Source organism: Marinomonas primoryensis (genome assembly GCF_013372285.1).
In the GTDB taxonomy this organism is placed as follows: domain Bacteria; phylum Pseudomonadota; class Gammaproteobacteria; order Pseudomonadales; family Marinomonadaceae; genus Marinomonas; species Marinomonas primoryensis.
Genome location: NZ_CP054301.1, coordinates 3707432 through 3731267 on the forward strand (window position 1 = coordinate 3707432; position 23836 = coordinate 3731267).

General features: G+C 46.1%; 17 protein-coding genes. 1 reads left to right on the forward strand and 16 read right to left on the reverse strand.

Annotated features, from left to right (window positions below):
- Positions 1–11: 11 nt before the first annotated feature.
- The 7 genes from MP3633_RS17315 to chvE form a co-directional block, all read right to left on the reverse strand.
- Positions 12–1520: an aldehyde dehydrogenase (NADP(+)) gene (locus tag MP3633_RS17315; protein WP_176336474.1), complete on the reverse strand. Its 1509-nt coding sequence runs from the start codon at positions 1518–1520 to the stop codon at positions 12–14.
- Between the two features lie 41 nt (positions 1521–1561).
- Positions 1562–3322 (reverse strand): L-arabinonate dehydratase, encoded by a 1761-nt coding sequence (gene araD / locus MP3633_RS17320; protein ID WP_176336475.1) that lies wholly within the window; start codon positions 3320–3322, stop codon positions 1562–1564.
- Positions 3319–4089 carry an SDR family NAD(P)-dependent oxidoreductase gene (locus MP3633_RS17325; RefSeq protein WP_176336476.1) on the reverse strand — a complete coding sequence of 257 codons (771 nt, stop codon included), beginning with the start codon at positions 4087–4089 and terminating at the stop codon, positions 3319–3321. Before MP3633_RS17325 ends, araD begins: the two co-directional genes overlap by 4 nt.
- Positions 4086–5066 (reverse strand): AraD1 family protein, encoded by a 981-nt coding sequence (gene araD1 / locus MP3633_RS17330; RefSeq protein WP_176336477.1) that lies wholly within the window; start codon positions 5064–5066, stop codon positions 4086–4088. Before araD1 ends, MP3633_RS17325 begins: the two co-directional genes overlap by 4 nt.
- Positions 5067–5089: 23 nt before the next feature.
- The gene (gene mmsB, locus MP3633_RS17335; protein WP_176336478.1) at positions 5090–6289 is read right to left on the reverse strand and encodes a multiple monosaccharide ABC transporter permease; all 1200 of its coding nucleotides are present in this window, start codon (positions 6287–6289) and stop codon (positions 5090–5092) included.
- 13 nt (positions 6290–6302) lie between these two features.
- Entirely contained in the window at positions 6303–7841 is a 1539-nt protein-coding gene (gene mmsA / locus MP3633_RS17340) for a multiple monosaccharide ABC transporter ATP-binding protein (protein WP_176336479.1), read from the reverse strand.
- Positions 7842–7952: 111 nt separating this feature from the next.
- Positions 7953–9014, reverse strand: a complete 1062-nt coding sequence (chvE, locus tag MP3633_RS17345; protein WP_176336480.1) for a multiple monosaccharide ABC transporter substrate-binding protein — start codon at positions 9012–9014, stop codon at positions 7953–7955.
- Positions 9015–9301: 287 nt separating this feature from the next.
- Here chvE and MP3633_RS17350 point away from each other — a divergent pair, with 287 nt between their 5' ends.
- Positions 9302–10888, forward strand: a complete 1587-nt coding sequence (locus MP3633_RS17350) for a cation:proton antiporter family protein (RefSeq protein WP_176336481.1) — start codon at positions 9302–9304, stop codon at positions 10886–10888.
- Positions 10889–10939: 51 nt separating this feature from the next.
- On the opposite strand, the gene MP3633_RS17355 is transcribed toward MP3633_RS17350, so the two are convergent.
- From MP3633_RS17355 to MP3633_RS17395, 9 genes are all read right to left on the reverse strand, one after another.
- Positions 10940–11110, reverse strand: a complete 171-nt coding sequence (locus tag MP3633_RS17355) for a DUF6435 family protein (protein ID WP_112135027.1) — start codon at positions 11108–11110, stop codon at positions 10940–10942.
- Between the two features lie 186 nt (positions 11111–11296).
- Positions 11297–12718 carry an FAD-dependent oxidoreductase gene (locus tag MP3633_RS17360; protein ID WP_112135029.1) on the reverse strand — a complete coding sequence of 474 codons (1422 nt, stop codon included), beginning with the start codon at positions 12716–12718 and terminating at the stop codon, positions 11297–11299.
- A 113-nt stretch (positions 12719–12831) separates the two neighbouring features.
- Entirely contained in the window at positions 12832–17283 is a 4452-nt protein-coding gene (gltB, locus tag MP3633_RS17365) for a glutamate synthase large subunit (RefSeq protein ID WP_176336482.1), read from the reverse strand.
- A gap of 417 nt (positions 17284–17700) precedes the next feature.
- On the reverse strand, positions 17701–19233 hold the full coding sequence (locus MP3633_RS17370) for an SPOR domain-containing protein (RefSeq protein WP_176336483.1): 1533 nt from the start codon (positions 19231–19233) through the stop codon (positions 17701–17703).
- Positions 19234–19266: 33 nt separating this feature from the next.
- The gene (gene aroB / locus MP3633_RS17375; RefSeq protein WP_176336484.1) at positions 19267–20373 is read right to left on the reverse strand and encodes a 3-dehydroquinate synthase; all 1107 of its coding nucleotides are present in this window, start codon (positions 20371–20373) and stop codon (positions 19267–19269) included.
- Positions 20373–20921, reverse strand: a complete 549-nt coding sequence (locus MP3633_RS17380) for a shikimate kinase (protein WP_112135038.1) — start codon at positions 20919–20921, stop codon at positions 20373–20375. Before MP3633_RS17380 ends, aroB begins: the two co-directional genes overlap by 1 nt.
- A gap of 42 nt (positions 20922–20963) precedes the next feature.
- Positions 20964–22145, reverse strand: a complete 1182-nt coding sequence (locus tag MP3633_RS17385) for a type IV pilus secretin PilQ (protein ID WP_176336485.1) — start codon at positions 22143–22145, stop codon at positions 20964–20966.
- Entirely contained in the window at positions 22138–22848 is a 711-nt protein-coding gene (locus tag MP3633_RS17390) for a hypothetical protein (protein WP_176336486.1), read from the reverse strand. Before MP3633_RS17390 ends, MP3633_RS17385 begins: the two co-directional genes overlap by 8 nt.
- Positions 22820–23785, reverse strand: coding sequence for a hypothetical protein (locus MP3633_RS17395; RefSeq protein WP_217909025.1), 966 nt, complete (start codon positions 23783–23785; stop codon positions 22820–22822). The genes MP3633_RS17390 and MP3633_RS17395 overlap by 29 nt, the downstream gene beginning before the upstream one ends.
- Positions 23786–23836: the final 51 nt, after the last annotated feature.

Below are 23836 nucleotides of genomic sequence, written 5' to 3' on the forward strand. Positions count from 1 at the left end.
GCCTGGGATGGCTATTCGGTGAGGTCTTTCGGTAACAATGCGCTGGGAATATTTTGGTAACAAACCGGACGCAAGAAACGACGAATCGACAAAGTGCCGACTGAAGTTGCACCGAAATTTGTCGACGCTGGATAAGGCCCGCCATGCACCATGGTATCGTTCACTTCGACACCCGTTGGGAAACCATTCGCGAGCAAACGACCCGCTTTACGTTCCAACACAGGAAGAAGTTTCTGACACGCGGCATAATCACCTTCATCAAGGTGAATCGTACACGTCAGTTGACCTTCCAAATGACGAGCAAGCTCAACCATTTGTTCAACACTGTCTGCTAATACAACCAAACCAAGTGGGCCAAAAACTTCATGATGCAGCGTTGGATGATCTAACCAAGCCTGACCAGTCACTGTGAATAAGTTAGGCAGTACCGTACGATCCTCTGTATCCTTCGAACGCACAGCCGCCGGAATACCAGTTTTATCAATCGCCGCCACACCAGAACGATAGGCATCAGCAATGCCGTCGGTTAGCATGGTTTGCGCCGCTACGTCGGACAACGCCGCACTCGCTGCTGCGATCATAGCTTTTGAATCTGCGTTATCCAGCATCACCGCAATACCGGGATTGGTACAAAACTGTCCAGCGCCCATAGTCAATGAACCAGCCCAGCCTTTACCCAATTCTTCAGCACGATTTTTCACCGCTTCTGGCATCAAAAACATTGGGTTCACAGAACCCAATTCGCCAAAGAAAGGAATCGGCTCTGGACGCGCAGCACACAAGTCGAACAAGGCTCGACCTCCAGCTAAACTGCCCGTAAAGCCAACGGCTTTGATCAGTGGGTGCTGTACTAATGACTGTCCAACTTGACGATTTCCCCCTTGGATCAAGGAGAAAACACCCGCTGGCATCTTGCAACGTTTTATCGCGGCTTCAACCGCTTGCGCGACTAATTCGCCCGTTCCCGGATGGGCAGAATGTCCTTTAACCACCACGGGGCAACCCGCCGCTAACGCCGCCGCCGTATCGCCGCCTGCGGTTGAAAACGCCAACGGAAAGTTAGACGCACCAAAGACAGCAACCGGACCAATTGGACGCTGAATCATGTACATATCAGGACGCGGTAATGGCGCACGATCTGGCAAGGCTTCATCAAAACGACGATCCAAATATTCACCCGATAAAATACGCTCAGCGAACAAACGAAGTTGTCCTGTTGTACGTCCACGCTCACCTTGCAAACGTGCTGCTGGTAAACCCGTTTCTTGTACGCCAACTTCAGTAATTTGATCGCCCAAAACATCAATTTCATCAGCAATAGCATTCAGAAAAGCCGCTCTGTCTTCGCGAGAAGAGTAACCATATTCTTCAAAAGCCGCTTCGGCTGCTTCTACCGCTGCATCCACATCTGAGACGCGACCTACAGCAAATTCATGAGAAGGCCCAGTGGCAGGCGTTGAAGAAAATGTTGCGTCGCCCTTTAACCATTTACCGGCAATAAAATGCTGTCCCGTTAACATGCTTACTCCTCTCTTTAATAATTGAAAATCAATAACTTAACTTAATGACTGTCTTTTGGCACCGCAGCACCACGACAACCTTTTAAGAAGTCAAAATCGGCGCCCGTATCGGCACCTTGTACGTGGTCATGGAAGAGTTTGATGTAGCCACTTTTTGGCGGCTCTAAATGACTTTTCCAGTTTGCTAAACGTGTCGCCATTTCTTCATCTGAAATGTCTACATGGAGACGACGATTTTCGACGTCTAACTCAATCATATCGCCATTTTGAATCACGGCTAATGGCCCACCGGCAGCCGCTTCTGGCGTGGTATGCAGAACCACGGTGCCATAGGCCGTTCCCGACATACGTGCATCAGAAATGCGCACCATGTCTTTAATGCCTTTGCGCAGCACTTTTGGTGGCAAACCCATGTTGCCCACTTCCGCCATACCTGGGTAACCTTTTGGCCCACAGTTTTTTAGCACCATGACGCAGTTTTCGTCGATATCCAAAGCTTCGTCATTGATCTTGGCTTTGTAATCGTCAATGTCTTCAAACACCACCGCGCGCCCGCGATGTTGCAATAAATGCGGCGACGCTGCTGATGGTTTCAATACTGCGCCCTGAGGCGCAAGGTTGCCTTTCAATACGACAATGCCGCCTTTTTGTGTCAGTGCTTTTTCAACCGGCAAAATAACGTCAGGATTCCAGTTACGAACCTCTTTCACTTCGTCCCAAATTGATTCACCGGACACCGTAATCGCGTCTTTATGCAGCTTGCCCGCTTCGGCCAAATGCTTGATCACCACTGGCAAACCGCCTGCGTAGAAAAACTCTTCCATCAAGTATTTGCCCGACGGCATGAGATTCACAATGGTGGCAATTTCTTGGCCTAATTTATCCCAATCATCAAGAGTTAAATCCACGCCAACACGACCCGCAATCGCCAACAAATGAATCACGGCATTGGTCGAACCACCAATCGCGCCGTTAACACGAATAGCATTCTCGAAGGCTTGGCGAGTCAAAATGTCAGACGGCTTCAAATCGTCTTTAACCATGTCAACAATACGACGACCTGTTAAATGCGCCATAACACGACGACGGCTGTCTACAGCGGGAATCGCCGCGTTGCCTGACAACGCCATGCCCAAGGCTTCTGCCATCGACGCCATGGTGCTGGCGGTGCCCATGGTGTTACATGAACCCGCTGAACGAGACATGGATTGCTCGGCTTCAAGAAAGTCTTCCTGTGTCATCTTGCCGGCCTTGATGTCTTCCGACATTTGCCACAGCGCGGTGCCAGAACCCACGCGCTCGCCTCTAAAGTAGCCATTCAACATCGGGCCACCAGACACAACTATCGCTGGAATATCGACACTACACGCGCCCATTAACAATGCTGGTGTCGTTTTGTCACAACCCGCCAATAAGACAACACCGTCGAGCGGATTGGCTCGCAACGCTTCTTCCACATCCATCGCCGCCATGTTGCGATACATCATGGCAGTAGGACGAAGTGAGCTCTCTCCCACTGAAAAAACAGGAAACTCCAAGGGCAAACCACCCGCTTCATAAATACCGTGTTTGACTCGGTCAGCAAGATCACGAAGGTGGGCGTTACAAGGCGTTAATTGCGACCATGTATTACAAATCCCAATGACCGGACGACCATCAAATAAGTCGGCAGGCAAGCCTTGGTTTTTCATCCAGCTGCGGTGATAAATATGATCTCGCGATGTTCCACCAAACCATTCGGTTGAACGTAATTTACGGGGCCATTCTTTTGGGACAAACGTGTTTCTCTCAAACTCAGTCATACCCAACCTCCATCAACAATAAAGTTTTGCGCCGAGCACATGGCCGACGCATCAGCGCCCAAAAACAACGCCATGTTAGCGATGTGTTCTGGTAGCACTTTGCCTGCAAGGCATTGGCTTTGTTTAATTTTTTCTTCTGCGGCGTCATCGACCCACATCCGCAGTTGTTTTTCTGTCATCACCCAGCCCGGCACCAAGGTATTTACACGAATACCAGAGCCGCCCAAGTCACGGGCAAGGGATCTAGTTAAACCATGAGTCGCTGCTTTGCTCGTGCCGTAAGTTGGATAACCGGCCGTTGCCATCATCCAACCCACAGAACCAAAATTGATAATCGAACCACCACCAAGCTTTAGCATCATCGGCGCGACGGCTTGCGCGGCAAACATGGCGTGCTTGATGTTCACCCCAACCAGTTCATCAAAGCGCTCTTCTGTCAGCGATTCCAAAGAATGACGCACATCATTCGCGGCGTTATTCATCAACACAGAAATAGGCCCAAAAGCCTCTGCTGCTGCACGTATTTTGCTTTGATAGTCTTGAATGTCAGTGATGTCACACACTTCAAAGCGCACTTCACAACCGTCTTTGGTCAGACGTTTGGCGAGCGCCGTACCGGCTTTTTCATCCAAATCCACAAAGGCTGTTTTCGCACCTTGCTTGGCATATGCTTCAACGATGGCCGCACCAATACCCGTCGCACCGCCAGAGATAAACACCGAGCGATCTTTTAAATCTGGATAAACGGCACTCTTTGTTTTATTCATAACGGCGCTACCTCGGTATCGAGTTCATCCGCTCTCGCCAAGGTATTGCGTAATGGCAGACCAAACGTCGGAGAGGAAATTTCAAAGACATCGCCTTCTTGAGCCTGAATACCATCGGCGAAAGACAAGGTTGCTGTGCCAAACATATGCACATGCAGATCACCCGGCTGACGGAAAATCGAATATTTGAAATGATGATGTTCTAAGTTTTTGAAGGTGTGTGACATATTGTCTTCACCTGATAAAAAGCCTTTTTCCCACAGGGTTTTCTCACCACGTTCAATGCGTGAATGACCATCAATATGCATTGGTAGTTCACCCACCAGCAGTTCAGGGCCAAACGACGCTGGGCGCAATTTCGAATGCGCTAGATACAAATAGTTTTGGCGCTCTGTTATGTGATCAGAAAATTCATTCGCCAAGGTGTAACCAAGACGATGTACTTTACCGTCTTCGCCCACCAAGTAAAAACCAGCGATTTCAGGCTCTTCACCGCCATCTAAAGCAAAAGATGGCGAAGGTAAAGCATCGCCCGGTGCGATCACACCAGCGCCATTGCCTTTATAAAACCATTCTGGCTGTACACCTTTTTGACCGTCTTTAGGCTTGCCGCCTTCCACGCCCATTTGAAAAATTTTCATCGAATCCGTCAGTTCTTCGCTTTTCGCATGCATCGCATTACGCGTCGCGGCAGAACCTAAGTGAGTCAATCCTGTTCCGGTTAAATACATGTGTGCCGGATCTGGATGACGAACAGGACAATCTAACTGGTTGTTCTTAGCAAGTTCGGCCAAATTCACAGACTCGCCCAAACCATGTTTTTCGATAATGGACTTCAGCGGCACGCCATTTTTAACCGCTTCTTTTGCGAGTTCGTAAACACTCGACGCATGAAGAACAAGGTGTGCCGTACTTCCATTAGAAAGCACTTCACGACAGACCACGCCACCCTGTTTAATTTGAGATAAAAACAACATAAATCACTCCTTAACCCGCGTTCTTAGCGCGCTTTTTGTTTGTTGTAGACGTCGAAGATAACCGCAGCGAGCAATACCAAGCCCTTAATAACCTGCTGCCAATCAATCCCTATACCCAATATCGACATCCCGTTGTTCATTACGCCCATGATGAAGGCACCAATCACCGCGCCGATGATCTTACCAACGCCGCCCGACATGGAAGCGCCACCGATAAATACGGCTGCAATAACATCTAACTCCATGGCGAAACCCGCTTTTGGCGTCGCTGTATTTAAGCGTGCGGCAAAGATCAAACCGGCCAATGCGGCCAACATGCCCATATTGGCAAAGGTCAAAAAGGTTAAGCGTTCTGTATTAATACCCGATAGCTTAGCGGCTTTTACATTGCCACCCAAAGCATAGATGCGACGACCAATTGTGGTGCTGTTGGTCAAGAAGGTATAAATCGCGATCAACACCGCCATGGTCATCAGCACATTTGGCAAGCCACGGTAAGTGCTCAACATGTAAGACAAATAAATAATAGCCACTGCGATCAAAGCATTCTTAACGATAAAGAACGAAAAAGGCTCATCTTGGATACCGTATTTCAACGCTCGAAATCGGCTGCGTGCAGCCAAAAAGACAATCGCGCTCGCTGCCAACACACCCAATACAAGAGCCGTGACATTAGGACGACCAACACCAAACACATCAGGCACAAACCCTGTACTCAACAATTGAAAACTTTCTGGAAAAGGGCCAATAGACTGGCCTTCCAACAAGGCCAAAGTCAGACCACGAAACACCAACATGCCTGCCAAGGTGACGATAAACGCGGGGATTTTCCAGTAGGCAATCCAATAGCCTTGTAAGCCACCGATGATCAAACCAACGATAAGACACACTGGCACCACGATAATGGTTGGCAAGTCATAATTCACTGCCATTACCGCCGCTAACGCACCGATAAAGCCCGCCACCGAACCAACCGATAAATCAATGTGCCCCGCTACAATGACCAGTAACATGCCAATTGCCATGATAATGATGTAACTATTCTGTAAAAATAAATTGGTTAAGTTAACCGGACGCATCAAGATGCCATCGGTCAAAAACTGAAACATGCCCATAATCACAACCAGTGCGATCAACATGCCGTAATCACGCATATGCGATTTCAAGTAGCTGGCAACAGAAGGTGCCGACTGGATCACTGTAGAGGTTTCTTTTGTTGTCATTATTATTGCTCCGTTACGCTTTCACTATCATTGACATGATTTTTTCTTGGCTCGCATCAGCTTTGTCTAACTCACCAACAAAACGGCCTTCGTTCATCACGTAAATACGATCACACATACCCAGTAACTCTGGCATCTCTGAAGAAATCATCACCACACCTTTGCCGTCATCGGCGAGCTGATTGATGATGCTGTAAATTTCAAACTTGGCCCCCACGTCAATACCGCGAGTTGGCTCATCTAGAATCAGCACGTCTGGCTGTGAATATAGCCATTTACTCAACACCACTTTTTGCTGATTCCCGCCTGATAAGTTCATCACTTTTTGGAACACACTCGGCGTGCGGATATTAAGTGCTTTGCGATAATCTTCGGAGACCTGACGTTCTATATTTTCATCAATCACGCCATTCGAAGACACACGGTCTAGGTTCGCTAATGTCGTGTTGGTTTGAATGCTTTCTTCAAGGATCAAACCCAACTCTTTGCGGTCTTCCGTTACGTAAGCTAAGCCACTTTTTATGGCTTTTGGTACCGTCGATAAATCAGCGACTTCGCCACGCAAACTCACTTTGCCTTGAATATTTTTTCCGTAACTTTTTCCAAATAGGCTCATTGCCAATTCAGTTCGACCTGACCCCATCAAACCAGCAATACCGACGATTTCGCCAGCATGAACATTGAAGGCGATGTCATGAATCATTTGGCGATCTATCGCATCAGGGTGCCAAACATTCCAGTTGCTGACTTCCATCAGCGTTTTGCCTAAGTGACCTTCTTGGATCGGTTTCTTTCTTGCGGGGTAACGATTCGCCATATCTCGGCCAACCATGTCACGAATAATGTCTTCTTCACTAATGCTTTGCGCACGGCAATCTAATGTCGATACAGAGGCACCATCACGAATAACGGTGATGGTGTCTGCTACACGACTGATTTCGTTTAGCTTGTGGGTGATCAGGATAGAAGAAATGCCTTGTGCTTTAAATTCCAGCAACAGATCAAGCAACTTGGCGCTGTCGTTCTCTTGTAATGCAGCGGTTGGCTCATCCAGAATCAATAACTTCACTTCTTTGGCAAGGGCTTTCGCAATCTCAACTAGTTGCTGCTTGCCCACACCTAATTGACCAACTAAGGTGGATGGTGACTCTTTTAGACCAACTTTTGCTAATAACTCTTGTGTACGAGAATAGGTTTTTGGCCAGTTAATCACGCCGTTTTCGACATTCTCATTACCTAAAAATAGATTCTCAGCGATGGATAAAAGCGGCACTAGCGCCAGCTCTTGGTGAATAATAATGATGCCTTTTTCTTCGCTGTCCGTTATTCCGGAAAACGCGACCGCTTCATCATTAAAAAGAATATCGCCTTCATAGCTTCCATGTGGATAAACCCCACTCAACACCTTCATAAGAGTCGATTTACCTGCACCATTTTCACCCACTAAAGCGTGAATCTCGCCATCTCGAACTTTAAGGTTCACCGCATCGAGGGCTTTTACTCCAGGAAACGTCTTGGTAATGCTGCGCATTTCCAAAATAATATTTTCCATAAAACATCCCATTAGTGAGCACGCTACGACTGCATCGACACACAGTTCATAGCGTACTCGCTGGTTTATTATTGTTGAATTAGGATATTAACGAACACAGTCATCGTGTGTTTATTCGATCTGAGACTTCATATAGTAACCACTACCTAACAAAACATCTTTCCAGTTGGATTTATCAACCGTTACAGGCTCAAGCAAATAGCTTGGAACCACTTTGATGCCATTGTCGTAAGTTTTAGTGTCATTGATTTGAGGTGTCACATCATTTAAAACCGCTTGAACCATACCTACTGTGACATTTGCTAACTCGCGAGTGTCTTTAAAAATCGTAGAGTATTGCTCACCGGCAATAATCGATTTAACCGACTGAACTTCCGCATCTTGTCCTGTTACTATCGGCATTGGCACGCCGCCAGAACCATAACCGACACCTTTAAGTGACGACAAAATACCAATGGAAATACCATCATAAGGCGATAACACGCCATTAATACGTTGATCGGTGTAATGGGCTGAAAGCAAGTTATCCATACGCGATTGAGCGGTTGCACCGTCCCAACGCAATGTCCCCACTTTGTCCATACCCATTTGGCCTGATACGACATTCACCTTGCCAGAATCGATCAAAGGTTGAAGTACTGACATCGCACCGTTATAGAAGAAATACGCGTTATTATCGTCAGGTGAACCACCAAACAATTCGACGTTGTAAGGGCCTTTACCGCGTTTTTCCATTCCGTTTACTAGAGACTTAGCTTGCAACACGCCAACTTTGAAATTATCAAAGGTCGCGTAATAACTCACATAAGGACTGTTTTTGATCAGGCGATCATAAGAAATAACTTTGATACCAGCAGCATTAGCATTTTCCAGCGCATTTGAAAGGGTAGTACCATCAATCGCAGCGATGACCAATACATCAACGCCTTTTACGATCATGTTTTCAATTTGAGAGAGCTGGTTTGGAATTTCATCTTCTGCGTATTGCAGATCAACTTTATAACCAGCGTCCTTGAAGAGTTGCACCATAGAATCGCCATCGGTGATCCAACGAGCAGAGGACTTAGTTGGCATGGCAATACCAACATAGCCATTCGCAGCCAAAGTACTAGCGGAACTGAGTACAGTCGCACCAAGCACTAAACCAGCAATGGCATTCTTTAGATAGTTCATTAGCTTCTCCTGTTACGGCCGAGTCAGCACAATGAAGAGCAAACTCAGTTGGCCATAGGGTTATTATGATTATTTTTTCTAGCCAATCAGGTCTTAAAAACCTGTTATTTAGAGTATGGAAAACAGACATACCATTCAAATAGAATAAATGTTGTACTGCATACCGTTTTTGATATGTGAATAGAATTGTTGGAGAAGTGTTAAATCCCCGTATTACGTGCTGCGCAATACTCGTAAATTCCGTATTATATTCCCCTTTGTCAACGCCATTTACTGAGAAAAGCTGCATGGAATTTATTTGGATCTTATTCGCGTTTGCCTGCGGACTCGCTGTAAAAATGATAAACCTACCGCCATTAATCGGCTTTTTGCTGGCGGGTTTTTTGCTCAATTTTGCGGGATTAGAAGCCAGCTCGACGCTGGATTCGCTGGCCAACATCGGCATCACCTTAATGCTGTTCTGTATTGGCTTAAAGCTGCATGTCAAAGACCTGCTTAAACGTGAAGTATGGGCGTCGACACTGGGTCACATGGGAGTTTGGTCATTGCTTTTTGGCGGCATCGCCTTGTTGCTTGGTACGCTGAGCCTACCCTATTTCGGCGTACTCGATTTTAAAACTGCGGCACTACTTGGCTTTGCGCTCAGTTTTTCCAGCACGGTTTGTGTGATGAAATTGCTGGAAGAAAGCAGCGAGCTGAAAACCCGTCATGGTCAATTGTCACTGGGTATTTTGGTCATGCAAGACATTGTTGCCGTGGTGTTTTTGGTGGCCGCCACTGGAAAAATTCCTTCTATTTGGGCGCTGGGTTTATTTGGTTTACTGCTGATTCGTCCGATCATTAACAAGGTAGTTGATAAAGCCGGACACGGAGAAATGCTGCCGCTCACTGGACTTTTCCTCGCGTTAGGCGGTTATGAGTTATTTTATTTGGTTGGCGTCAAAGGCGATTTGGGCGCCTTGATCGTTGGTATTTTGCTCGCGTCGCATTCCAAAGCGGCCGAAATGAATAAGTCCCTGATGAATTTCAAGGATCTATTTTTAATCGGTTTTTTCTTATCGATTGGTTTTACCGCTTTGCCCACCTTAAGCATGGTCGGCATGAGTTTGATCATTACTCTTGTTATTTTGGCGAAATTCGCACTCTTCTTTTTTATATTGACCAAGCTGAAATTGCGCGGCAGGACGGCGTTTTTATCGTCAATGATTCTGTCCAATTACAGTGAATTCGGCCTTATCGTTGTGGCATTGAGTGTGACAAATGGATGGTTAGAAAAAGAATGGTTGGTGGTGTTAGCGCTGGCGGTGTCTTTCTCGTTCGTCATCACCAGTGTGTTGTATCGCAATGTTCACCACTTGTACCATAAAAACAAAGAAGTCATTCGTCGTTATGAAGACACAGACTGCTTACCAGAAGACGTTTTTGTTCAGCCGGTGAATACTGAAATTCTCGTCGTTGGTTTGGGCCGAGTCGGCCGTGGCGCGTTTGAGTCGTTAAAAACCTTATCGGATGGCACCGTCGCCGGCATGGACGCGGACAGAAATCGTATTAACCAAATGCAAGAAGACAACGAAAATGTTTTCTATGGTGACGGTGAAGACGCGGACTTATGGGAACGTCTGGATACCTCTTGCATCAACCTTGTTTTGCTGGCTTTACCTGCAGCTGAAGACACTACCAATGTTGCCATTCAGTTACGTAAGGCTAACTACCAAGGTCAAATCGCAGCGATTGCACGCTATCAGGATGAACGAGAAACGCTTCTTGCCGCAGGCATAGACAATGTATTCAACTTCTACACAGAGGCTGGTACTGGCTTCGCAGAAGAAAGCTTGGCATTGATTCGAATACCAGAAAATACAGCAACGGTTTAACCACTAGAGCGACATAAAAAAGCGCGCCGCCCTTAGTATGGCGCCGCGTTTTTATTTAGAACTCTCTTTATCTATTTTCACTTTCACCGCTTCGGCTTGTTCCGTTAATTCTGAATATAGCCGAATGTCACCGCCGCGTTGCGCTTGCATGGCTTTTTCGAGTAATTCGCCATATTCTTTATTGAGCTTTTTGAGAGGGTCAGACTTCAGAAATGAAAACATAGTAATCCTTTGAGTTAGGTATTCTATCTAATACGTTCGCGAGCCCAGTTCGGATGACTAATAGGCGGATTTAATAATTTTATCGACTTTCATCGGTATTAAAACCTATTAGAAATGCAAAAAAAACGTCAGTTTGGCTATCCAAACTGACGTTTTTCATACTGTTTACGGCATAAAGACGTGCGCTTAAACGTCTAAGAAGTCCATGATGCCTTCGGCCGCTTTACGACCTTCATCTATCGCTGTTACCACTAAGTCAGAGCCTCGAACCATATCGCCACCAGCAAAGATTTTTTCATTGGTGGTTTGAAACATGTACTTGCCTTTCTTAGGCGCAATAACACGGCCACGAGCATCAACTTCGATACCAAACTTTTCGAACCAAGGTGCTGGACTGGCTTGGAAACCAAACGCGATCAAAACCGTGTCAGCAGGAATAATCTGCTCACTGCCTTCAACAATTTCAGCCGTACGGCGACCGTTTTCATCCGGTTCACCCATTTGCGTTTCGACCACCTTAATGCCTTCTACTTTGCCGTCACCAATAATTTCAATTGGTTGACGATTAAAGAGGAACTGCACACCTTCTTCTTTGGCATTGGTCACTTCTTTACGAGAACCAGGCATGTTTTCTTGGTCACGACGATATGCGCAAGACACGCTTTTCGCGCCTTGACGAATGGCTGTACGGTTACAGTCCATCGCGGTATCACCACCACCCAAAACAACCACTTGCTTGCCTTTTAGATTGATGTAATCGGCTTCATCTTCTTCGAAGTCTAGGCAGTGATTCACGTTAGAGACCAGATAATCTAAAGCATCGTAAACACCCGGTAGATCTTCACCTGAAAAACCGCCTTTCATGTATTTGTAGGTGCCCATGCCTAAGAAAACCGCATCGTACTCTTCCAATACATGTTCAAACGGCACGTCATCACCAACCGAGGTGCCCAACACAAACTCAACGCCCATTTCTTCAAAAATTTCACGACGTCGCGTCATGACACTTTTTTCCAATTTGAATTCAGGAATACCAAACGTCAGCAAGCCACCAATCTCTGGGTATTTATCAAATACGACAGGCTTAATACCGTTACGCACCAAGACATCCGCGCAAGCTAGCCCTGCAGGACCTGCGCCTACAATAGCGACGGTTTTATTAACCGGCACAACGTTAGACATATCAGGACGCCAGCCTAAAGCAAAAGCCGTATCCGTAATGTATTTTTCAACAGAACCAATAGTAACCGCACCAAAACCACCTTCACCCAGTGTACAAGCGCCTTCACACAGACGATCTTGTGGGCAAACACGGCCACACACTTCTGGCAAAGAGTTGGTTTGATGACACAACTCAGCCGCTTCCAAAATACTGCCTTCACTGACTAATCTCAGCCAATTTGGAATGTAGTTATGGACAGGACATTTCCACTCACAATAAGGGTTGCCACATTCTAGACAGCGGTGCGATTGATCTTTTGCACCTGCCTCTTCAAACGGTTTATAAATTTCGACGAATTGCGCCTTACGAGTAATTAAAGGCTTTTTCTTAGGATCCTTACGGTCCACTTCGACGAATTGAAATGCGTTATTCAAGCGCTCAGACATAAGCTGCTATCTCCTCGGCCGCTTGCAAACAAGCGGCACTTCTCTCAAATGGGTCAGACTGATTCGTACACGACGCTTTGCTTACTGCAAACAAAGCGCCATAACAGCGTGTTTTATTCCGGACGTTGACGAGTATTTGCCAAGAGCGCGCCTAAACTCGCTGCTTTTGGTTTTACTAGCCAGAACTTGCCGATGTAGTCATAGAAGTTTTCTAAGATTTCATGGCCCCATTCGCTGTCAGTTTCGCGGACATATTCTTCGATCACAGAGCGAAGGTGTGAGCGATATTCTTCCGTTAATTCCGTACCAATGCGGTGAATTTCCACCAACTCATGGTTGTATTTATCCACGAAGGTACGGTCTAAATCGAGCACATAAGCAAAGCCGCCTGTCATACCCGCACCAAAGTTATAACCGGTATTACCCAGCACCGTTACCATACCGCCAGTCATGTATTCACAGCAGTGGTCGCCAGCGCCTTCGATCACCGTATGTGTACCAGAGTTACGCACTGCAAATCGTTCGCCGGCGGTGCCCGCTGCAAACAATTTACCGCCCGTCGCACCATACAAACAGGTGTTACCTATGATCGCTGAAATCTGAGACTTAAACGATGAACCACGTGGTGGACGTATGACTAGTTTACCGCCCGTCATACCTTTACCCACATAATCATTCGCGTCGCCATCCAAGTACATGTTCAAGCCACCCGCGTTCCATACACCAAAGCTTTGACCCGCTGTACCAGTCAATTTCAATGTAATCGGCATGTCAGACATACCTTGATTGCCGTAACGTTTCGCAATTTCACCAGACAAACGCGCACCAATAGAACGATCACAGTTGGTCACAGCAAATTCGAATTCGCCACCTTCCTTTTCTTCGATGACGTCTTTCATTGTGTCCCACATTTTAAGCGCCAATAGGCCCTTGTCATGAGGAGGATTAAACGGCAAATCGCAATATTGTGGCTTATCCGCTGGGATAAAATCATTGTTCAAGATTGGCGATAAATCTAAATTACGCTGTTTTTCCGTTTCACCAGCAAGCAAAACCAATAAATCAGTACGACCAATTAGATCCTGTAGACGAGAAACACCTAACTTCGCCAACCATAGCCGCGTATCTTGTGCCATAAACAAGAAGAAATTCTTGATCATGTCGACCGTGCCAATGAAGTGATCATCACGCAAACCTTGATCCTGAGTCGCCACACCGGTTGCACAGTTATTTAGGTGACAAATTCGTAGATATTTACACCCCATGGCAATCATCGGCGTCGTACCGAAACCAAAACTTTCCGCTCCAAGAATGGCAGCTTTCACCACATCTAGACCGGTTTTTAGACCACCGTCGGTTTGCAAGCGAATCTTGCCTCGAAGATCGTTAGAACGAAGTGCTTGCTGCGCTTCGGCCAAACCCAATTCCCACGGTGAACCCGCATGACGAATCGAGGTGATTGGCGACGCGGCAGTACCACCGTCATAACCAGAAATAGTGATCAAATCCGCATAGGCTTTTGCCACGCCCGCTGCGATTGTGCCCACACCCGGTTCAGACACTAGCTTCACAGAAATTAGCGCTTCTGGGTTAACTTGCTTCAAATCAAAAATTAGCTGGGCCAAATCTTCAATCGAATAAATATCATGATGCGGCGGCGGTGAAATTAAAGTCACACCTGGTACCGCATAACGCAAACGTGCAATCAGATCGTTTACTTTGCCGCCAGGAAGCTGACCACCTTCACCCGGTTTTGCACCTTGTGCCACTTTAATCTGTAGCACTTCTGCATTGACTAGATATTCCGGCGTCACACCAAAACGACCCGAAGCGATTTGCTTGATCTTAGAGCGACGCTCTGTTCCGTGACGAGCAGGGTCTTCACCGCCTTCACCTGAATTTGAGCGACAACCAAGTTCGTTCATCGCTTGCGCCAAAGATTCATGCGCTTCTGGAGACAAAGCCCCTAATGACATACCCGCAGAGTCAAAGCGCGGAAGGATGCTTTCAATCGATTCAACATCATCCACAGAAATGGCTTTGGCTTTATCAGACACAGCGAACAAGTCACGCAACATAGACGCCGGACGATTATTGACCAAGTCAGTGTATTTAGTGAAGTCTCCAAACTTACCCGAACCTACTGCCAGTTGCAGGTTACGAACAACGTCAGGATTGAACGCATGGTATTCTGCATCATGCACGTATTTTATATAACCGCCCTGTTGGATCGGCTTACGCAATTTCCAAGCGTTGCCAGCAATGGTTGTTTGCTCACGTTGGAAGTCTTCAAACTTCGCACCTTTAATTCGGCTAGCAACCCCTTTGAAACAAAGCTCGACAATGGCAGTGTCCAAACCAATGGCTTCAAATAATTGAGCACCACGGTAAGACGCCATGGTCGAGATCCCCATTTTTGAAAGGATCTTCATTAAACCTTTGTTAATACCTTTACGATATTTCGCATGACAAGCAATTGGATCACCCAATACTTCGCCTTTATCGATCATGTCATTGATCAGACGGAAAGACAGGTACGGATAAACGGCTGTCGCACCAAAGCCTAGCAAGACGGCAAACTGGTGAGGATCACGAGCGAAGCCGGTGTCAGCAATAATGTTAGAATCGCAACGCAAACCAACCTTCGTTAAATGGTGGTGAACAGCGCCCACTGACATTGGCGCAGGAATCGGTAAATGACCTTTAGCAATATCACGATCGCTCAGTACGAGAATTACCGCACCATTTTTAACTTCTTCTTCTGCTTTCGCTTGCAAGTTTTTAACCGCTTGCTCAAGAGAAATATCTTCTGGGTTGAAATTAGTATCCAGACGCACCAACCGGAAGCGGTGATCATTCAGAGCCAATAAACGACTGTATTTACGTGGTGACAATACTGGCGAAGACATAATAATACGATTGGCATGCTTTGGCGTTTCTTCAAACAAGTTACGCTCGACACCAATGCACGTTTCCAAAGACATGACGATCGATTCGCGCAATGGATCGATTGGCGGATTGGTGACTTGCGCAAATTTCTGACGGAAGTAATCCGTCAATGGACGAGTCTGGCTCGACATAACAGCCATTGGCGTATCATCCCCCATAGAACCTACGGCTTCATGGCCGCTTTCTGCTAATGGGCGGAAAATTTGCTCACGTTCTTCAAAAGACACTTGGAACATCTTCTGATAAACCATCATTTCATCTTTAGTAAACGGCACAAACTCTTGAGTCGATTCTTCTAACAATGATTCGATACGAATCGCTTCTTGCTTCAACCACTTTTTATACGGATGAAGAGACTTAAGGCGATTATCGATGTCTTGAGTGTGAAGCATCTTGCCTGTTTGCGTATCAATCACCAGCATTTGACCAGGACCAACACGACCTTTCGCAACGACGTCTTCTGGTTTGTAATCGTAAGTGCCGATTTCAGACGCGAGCGTAATGAAGCCGTTCTTAGTCACAACCCAACGGGCTGGGCGTAATCCATTACGATCCAACATGCATATCGCATGACGGCCGTCTGTCATGACCAAGCCTGCTGGGCCATCCCATGGTTCCATGTGCATAGAATTGTATTCGTAAAAAGCACGCAACTCTGGATCCATGTTTTCAACGTTTTGCCACGCTGGTGGAATGATCAAACGCGCCGCGCGGAAAATATCCATACCGCCCGTCACAAGCACTTCCAACATATTATCCATTGAGGATGAATCAGAACCGGTCAAGTTAACCAATGGCTGAAGATCTTGTAATTCAGGGATCAAAGGCGAACGTAATTTATTCGCACGGGCCAGAGCCCAGTTGCGGTTACCTTCTATCGTATTGATTTCACCATTGTGCGCCAACATACGGAATGGCTGAGCAAGCGGCCACTTTGGCAACGTATTAGTAGAGAAACGTTGATGAAACACACAAATCGCCGTTTGCAATTTTTCATTGCCTAGATCTTTATAGAAAGACGGCAAATCCGCTGGCATCATCAGGCCTTTGTAAGACAACACTTTATCTGACAAGGAACAGACGTAGAAATTTTCGTATTGCGCGAGCGCCATTTCAGTCTGACGACGAGCAACAAACAAGCGCGTCGAGAAAGTACGAGCATCCATACGATTACTATCGATAAAGACTTGCTCAATACGTGGTAAACATTCTTCAGCAATGCGACCAAGACAAGACGCATCGGTAGGCACTTCACGCCAGCCAACAACATTCAAGTCTTGTTCTTTAAGCTGTCTGGTTAATTCGTCACGCTGCTCCGTCGCAAGCGCTTCATCCTGATCTAAAAACACCATGCCAATGCCATAAAGGTCAGACAGGGTGTGACTAAACAAATTAATGGCTTCGTTACGCAAAAAAGCATCAGGCTTCTGTATCAAAAGACCACAGCCGTCACCGGTTTTTCCATCGGCGGCAATACCACCGCGGTGTGTCATACATGTCAAAGATTGAATCGCAGTTTTTAGCAGCTCATGACTTGTATTGCCTTCCATATGAGCAATTAAGCCAAAGCCACAGTTGTCTTTGAACTCGCCAGGACGATAAAGGCCTGCATTCATACACCAACTCCCACAGTTGAAACATAAAATAATAATTAGAGAAAAAATTTGAGTATCAGGTGGCTGGACTAAAAAATGAATGTGTAAAAAAAATCACTTCGAGAATGACTATCATCTACCCTAAATACCACCAAAATGGACGATCATACTACCCTGCCCAAGGACACTACTCAAATTGATGCAGAGCGACTTTATGTTATTTTGGCGGTTTTTACAGGGGGTTTAGCGGCAAATAACGGGGACTTAGAGAATTATCTATGGCTGGAGTTTTTCCAAACAGAAAATTCCACTGTTCATTCATGTTTTTCAGAGAATTACAGTGATTTTTACTTAATTTAAAGATTCTCTATACAAAAGCCTCACAAAACGGCACTTTTGTGAGGCTTTATACGTTCTAGCGCAACAGAAAACTCGGTATCATTGAGCTTTCTTAATATCGTCCTGAATACCACGAGCACTGCGTGCCCAAGGATTAAGGTCTCGAATGTCTTTGGGAAGTGTCTCTGAGGCCGCTATGGCTTCACTGCGATTACGATAGGAACCGTACACGACCACAAACCAATCTTTGGCATTATGTTTGGATTTGAAATAGCCAAACGCATCGACGCCACCTTGATCACGAATGAAATCCTGCACGGTTGATTTATTATAAGTGCCTAAAAGTTGCAGCGTGTAGCGGTTAGGATTTTGCGATAACCACCATTCTGTCTTATCAAATGGGTCTTGCGAAATTTTCAAGTTTGCCCGTTCATTTTTCGGCGGTGTCACAGGCACGTCGACCACAGGAGCCGCTTGTGCCAAAGGCGCTTCAGAACGAATAGGCGCCGTGGAAATCGTCGGTGCCACCATAGACGGCACATTGGACTTACTAATAGCGGGTAATGATGTGCTCATAGGAATTGGCGGTAAGACAATTTCACCATCTTGCCCAATTTTACGTTGCATCGCATCGATTCGAGCAATGGTCTCCGCAGAAGACTGACCTTGTCGTGGACTCAAAGGAATCACATTACTGGTCCTGTCTGCTGAACCTGTGGAGGGTGAAGGTTTATCCGACTGTTTATCAGAGAATAACACCGCCACTAAAATACCTAGCATCACCACTGACAGTAATGCCATGTGAGCCAAAGGAAATCCCATCGCAAGATTAAAACGCATACCCGACTTTTCGGGTTTATTGCCATTGCCCATCATGACCTGGGCCATTTGATTAATGCGCCCAGGATAACCAGCGGACTCTTGGTAAATCTGCTTTACCTGCTTGTCATTAAACGGCAAATTGATCCCGCCGCCTACGGCACGAACACGATGCAATAAATACGCTCGCGTTTGCTCCAATGAATAAGGCGCCAAGGTAAACGAATGACTTAGCTGTTCATAGCGAGAGCGCTGATACGCATCCAAATTACGAGATAAAGGGTATTCGCTAAATAGAACAACATGAGGGACGGTTTGATTGTCTGTTGCCAAAGACATCATGTCTAACAACATACTCACCGCATCGGTGTTTAGCTCTTGCGCATTATCAATCAACACCAACGCCGCTTGGCCTTTCTCGTCTAGATCATGAGAAAACTTAAGCAAAGGCCCAAAGGTTGTCTCATTTGGAGGTTGTGTGAAATGGCTAGAAAACCCTGTGTATATGGCTTGCAGCAGTTGCCCAGCCGTCATCAGCATAGTGCCTTTGACGTGACTGACGACCGTCGTATCGTCTTGATGTCGAGCGAATTCCATCAAAAAACGACTTTTGCCACTGCCTTGCGGTCCTTGAACCACAGAGAGCAGGCTACTATAACGGCTTAAATGCTCAAGCAGCGCAAGCTGCTGGTTACCCTCTTCAGAGGCGAAATAGACAGAAGCGTCTTTCGAGCCAAAAGGATCCCTCAGCGTCGCTTTTGAGGGCTGATTGAGCGCATCCTCTAGGTCAAACTGAAAGTCTGGCTTTGACATACTTCGTCCTTCAACAATAAGTTACCAACATAATTAAGTAAGATTCGCTTGCTTACTCGCTTCAAGTGCGTCCAGAAGGCAGGCATTGAAGTCCTCCATCGGAAAGTCCGATGTCACTATAGCCTCACCCAGCGCGCCTAGTAAAACCAAACGTAAACTGCCATCTAGTACTTTTTTATCCAACGCCATGCGCTCGATAAAGCAATCAACCGTCATATTTTCAGGCGGCAATACCGGTAAATTGGCCGCTTGAAAAAGCGCCACAGAACGGCTGACATCGTGCTCCGTTAAATTCCCCATGCGCCAAGAAAGGTCAATCGCCAACACACTACCCACAGCGACAGCTTCGCCGTGCAGCCAATTTCCGTACCCCATTTCCGTTTCAATTGCATGGCCAAAAGTATGGCCCAAATTTAAAATAGCACGAATACCGCCTTCTCTCTCGTCTTGAGAAACCACATTGGCTTTCGCCAAACAAGATCGATAAATAGCGTCGCTGATTTTGTCATTGTCCAACGCCATCAAGTGAGGCATTTCTTGCTCTAGCCAATCGAAAAACGGCACATCACAAATCAGACCATATTTAATGACTTCCGCCATGCCAGCAGACAACTCGCGTTGAGGCAGACTCAATAGCGTTTCGGTATCAATAATAACGGCTTGCGGCTGATAGAACGCGCCTATCATATTTTTACCAAGTGGGTGATTAACACCGGTTTTTCCGCCGACAGAAGAGTCCACTTGTGACAACAAAGTCGTCGGAACTTGAATAAAGGGCACGCCTCGTTGATACGTTGACGCAGCAAAACCCGCCATATCACCAACGACACCGCCGCCTAAAGCAATTACGGTTGTCGTGCGATTGTGCTTCGCTTCCAACAGCGCTGTCATGATCATGCCGTACGTATCCAATGTTTTAAACACTTCACCATCAGGCAACACACACGTGTCTACGTGATAATCCACGGACAGCATGGCAACCATAGAGTCAAGATACAAAGGCGCGATGGTTTCATTGGTCACTATCATGACTTGCTTGCCATGAATAGCATCGTCGAAAAGAGCTTTCTGCTGACGAATGCCTCTACCAATAAAAATAGGATAGCTGCGGTCGCCGAGATCAACGGTTAACGTGCGCATTAGGATACAGTAGTCTCCATTTTAAGATGACGCCGAATCGCATCTAACACCCTATTGGCGACAGACCTAGGATGGCGAGCATCGGTTTCTATGATTAAAGTCGCCACTTCTCTGTAAAGAGGGTCACGTACTTCAAATAGCTTTTTCAAAATCGCTTTGGGATCGCCCGTTTGTAAAAGAGGGCGATGGTTGCTTTTGGATGTGCGATACAGTTGCTGAGCAACCGATGCATATAAATAAACGACTAATGCGTTGTCTCGAAGAATGTCTCTGTTTTCTTCTCGCATCACGATACCGCCACCGGTAGCGAACACACAATCACCTGTGTCCGATTGTACGATGGCTGACAACGCGTGAGTTTCACGTCTACGAAAGCCCTCTTCACCTTCTCTTTCAAAGATCCAAGGGATATCAGCGCCAGCATTGTCTTCTATGACTTTATCTAGATCATAGAACTCTTTGCCCATTGATTGAGAAATCAAACGGCCTATCGTCGTTTTTCCTGCGCCCATTGGGCCTACTAAAATAATATTGGGGGCTTTTATCATTGTATTCAATTACGTCGGAATTAAGCAGATTTAGACTGCGGCCTAGTTATCTGACATTTGTAGCAGCTTTGGCGTAATAAATACAAGTAATTCAACCTTTTCTTGCTGTTCGGAACGTCTTTTAAACAACTCACCCAACAACGGAATGTCACTAAAGAAAGGGACTCGACTCTCAGTTTCAAAGCGTTCTTCCCGAAAAATCCCACCTAAAACAAGCGTTTCTTGATTTTTCACCACAACCTGCGTTTTTAAGCGATTCGTATTTAGACTAGGAATACCATTCACTAAGTCTCCAACCGAGTCTTGATGAATGTTAAGCGACAACAAAATATGCTCGCCGTCTTTAACAAATGGCGTTACCTCCAACATCAGAGCGGCTTGACGAAACTCAATACTGACTTTGTCATCGCTTACTGTTTGATAAGGCACTTCCGTACCCGATTCAATTCGAGCAGGCTGTCCTTCAGAAGTCACTATTTTTGGCTTAGAGACAACATTGGCCATGCCTTCACTTTCCATCATATCCAAAGTAAATGCCAACAAACCAGAACCACTCAAATTAGAAAAATTCAAGCTAGCGGTCGGCGTTAACGCACCTAAATCAACAGCACCCCCAACGGATGAACGAATTCCGTCTGACAGTTTGGTGTGCCAGTTAACGCCAAATTGTGATTGTGCTGTACGGCTAACTTGCGCTATCTGAGCGCTGATTTCAATTTGCCTAAGTGGCGTATCTAACCAAGCTAAGGTTTCTTGAATTCCTTCGAATGGCTCACAAGAATAAGCAACAATGGAGTTGGTACGATTATCGACAATTAGGGACAGTGAAGGGTATAAAGTCTGCAAGTGTGCGCCAACGGTTTCTGCTTTAGTGTGTTTTAACATCCAGTAGAATCGCTGACAAAAAGCAGAATCCTTCTCTGAGTCTTTCGCTGAAGGGACATCAGCAGGCATTAGGATTGCAACACGCCCTTGCCATTCAAGTCGAAGATGTGGTTGTTTTGCTACCGCCTCCATCACATCTTTCCAACTTGCGTCTTTTATCGATAGTGTTAATACGTCGTTTATTTCTGGGCTAATTACGACACTTTCGTTCATTTGAGACGCCAACCATGGCAATATTTCTTGCAAAGAACGCGATTCAAAATACACGTCCATCGCCCATACAGAACGAGGCACAAAAAAAGCCAATACAAAAAACCAGTGAACCAGAGATTTAATCATCCTGACCATCCGCTTCTCGAATAATCAACGACTGTTTCGACCCATCCTTGGCGACCAAGATAACTTGATCGAAAGACACCGCATTTACAGATAATCCGGCCTCAGGCAACCAACTGCCTTTACGAACCCAATAACGGCTCTTTTTGTAGGTTACTAAAGCAGATGTACTTTCGTCCTTTCGCACCGTGGACAGAAGGTGCCAATCCTTTCTCTCAAAACGATAAGCTCGCAACTTGGATGGCAGCCAATTATGGTATTCCCGATTTGCCTTAGGCACATTAATATTAAAAAAAAATCGCCCCAGCCATTGCCCATCATCCTCTCTTTGCCAATAGACAGAGAGCAAACCTACAGCGAACTGCACTTCAATTTTCTCAAGTAACCCCTGCCATTCCGCCACCGAAGCGATGCCCTCTAATGACCATTTTGTCGGAATATTCGTCTGAGAAGCGACAACATGATGTCGAGCCCAAGGTTCATCAATAAAACTAATCGTGTGCAGCTTTATTGCCTGTTGTTTAACCCGCTCCCACTCATGATTTGCTCGATCTTTTTGTCTAGTGTGGCGATTCATATCGTCCTGTACTTGGGATAAAAAAGGGTACCACGCGGCAAGCTGCAACATCACCAAAGGCAACACAACCGAGCCCTTGATAGTATAAAGAGAAGATATCTTAATTTTCAAATACGGAAATAGAGACACCTACCACCTCCTCTTGATTCATAGTCAACGACGAGTAATAGGGACTCTGCTCTATCTCCCACCGCCAATCTGGGCGCTGCTTTTGCCAACGGCCCAACAATAGATCAAGCTCCTGCTTAGGCAGTACCATTTTGAAAGATACAAATGACGCGCTACCATCAAACTGTCCAAGTCGAGCCGACTTAGGCAACGCCTGAACTAGACCCAGTACGGACTCAGAAAATATATTGCCCTCTTCTTGAGCCAACACCCAATCAGACTGGACTAAGCGTGTTTTTTGATACGTCATAAGCGCCTTTTCAGAGTGCTGCTGTAACGTCCAAAAATAGACAGAAGCAACGCTATGAATCAATAAACTCAGCATCAATAAATAACCCCAGAGACGTCTGGCCTTTTTTCGTTTTTCTTTATCTGGTTGATAAAACGACAGCGCACATTGAGTGCACAGAAGCCAAGAGTAAGCGCGTGATTTCCTATCAACCCACTGCCCCTGCGGAATCATACAACACGATTTAGCGAGCAGCTGAAAAGGTTCAAGGAGTTGCTGTGCCCACTCGTTTGAGCAAGCGAACACGGTAAGTTGAGTGTGTTTGGCTGGTAAAGCCTCTTGTACATAGCTAAACATCACACTTTCAGGCGGGGAAAACGTCGTTTCTACGGCGTAGCTCAACGCTGCCAAGGGCAATAGAGAAGAAGAGATAGGATGATCGATTCTATGTTGCGATACGGACAGCCAACTATCTGGTACTAAGACAATTATTCGCGACGTACTGGGCGCACTCTCGAGCGACAAGGTTTGCTGAATCGACTTTAATTGATGAGAATCAGGGATCGTATCGTCGCTTACAGGCATCAAATCAGCAAACCTGACAGCCTCAGCAGAATCGAAATATAGACATTTTTGAGCCGAATAGACAGCCACAGAATAGGTAGGCATTAGCTTCATCATTCATCCTTGAAATAGTAAGCAATAGAGTATGGTTTTCAG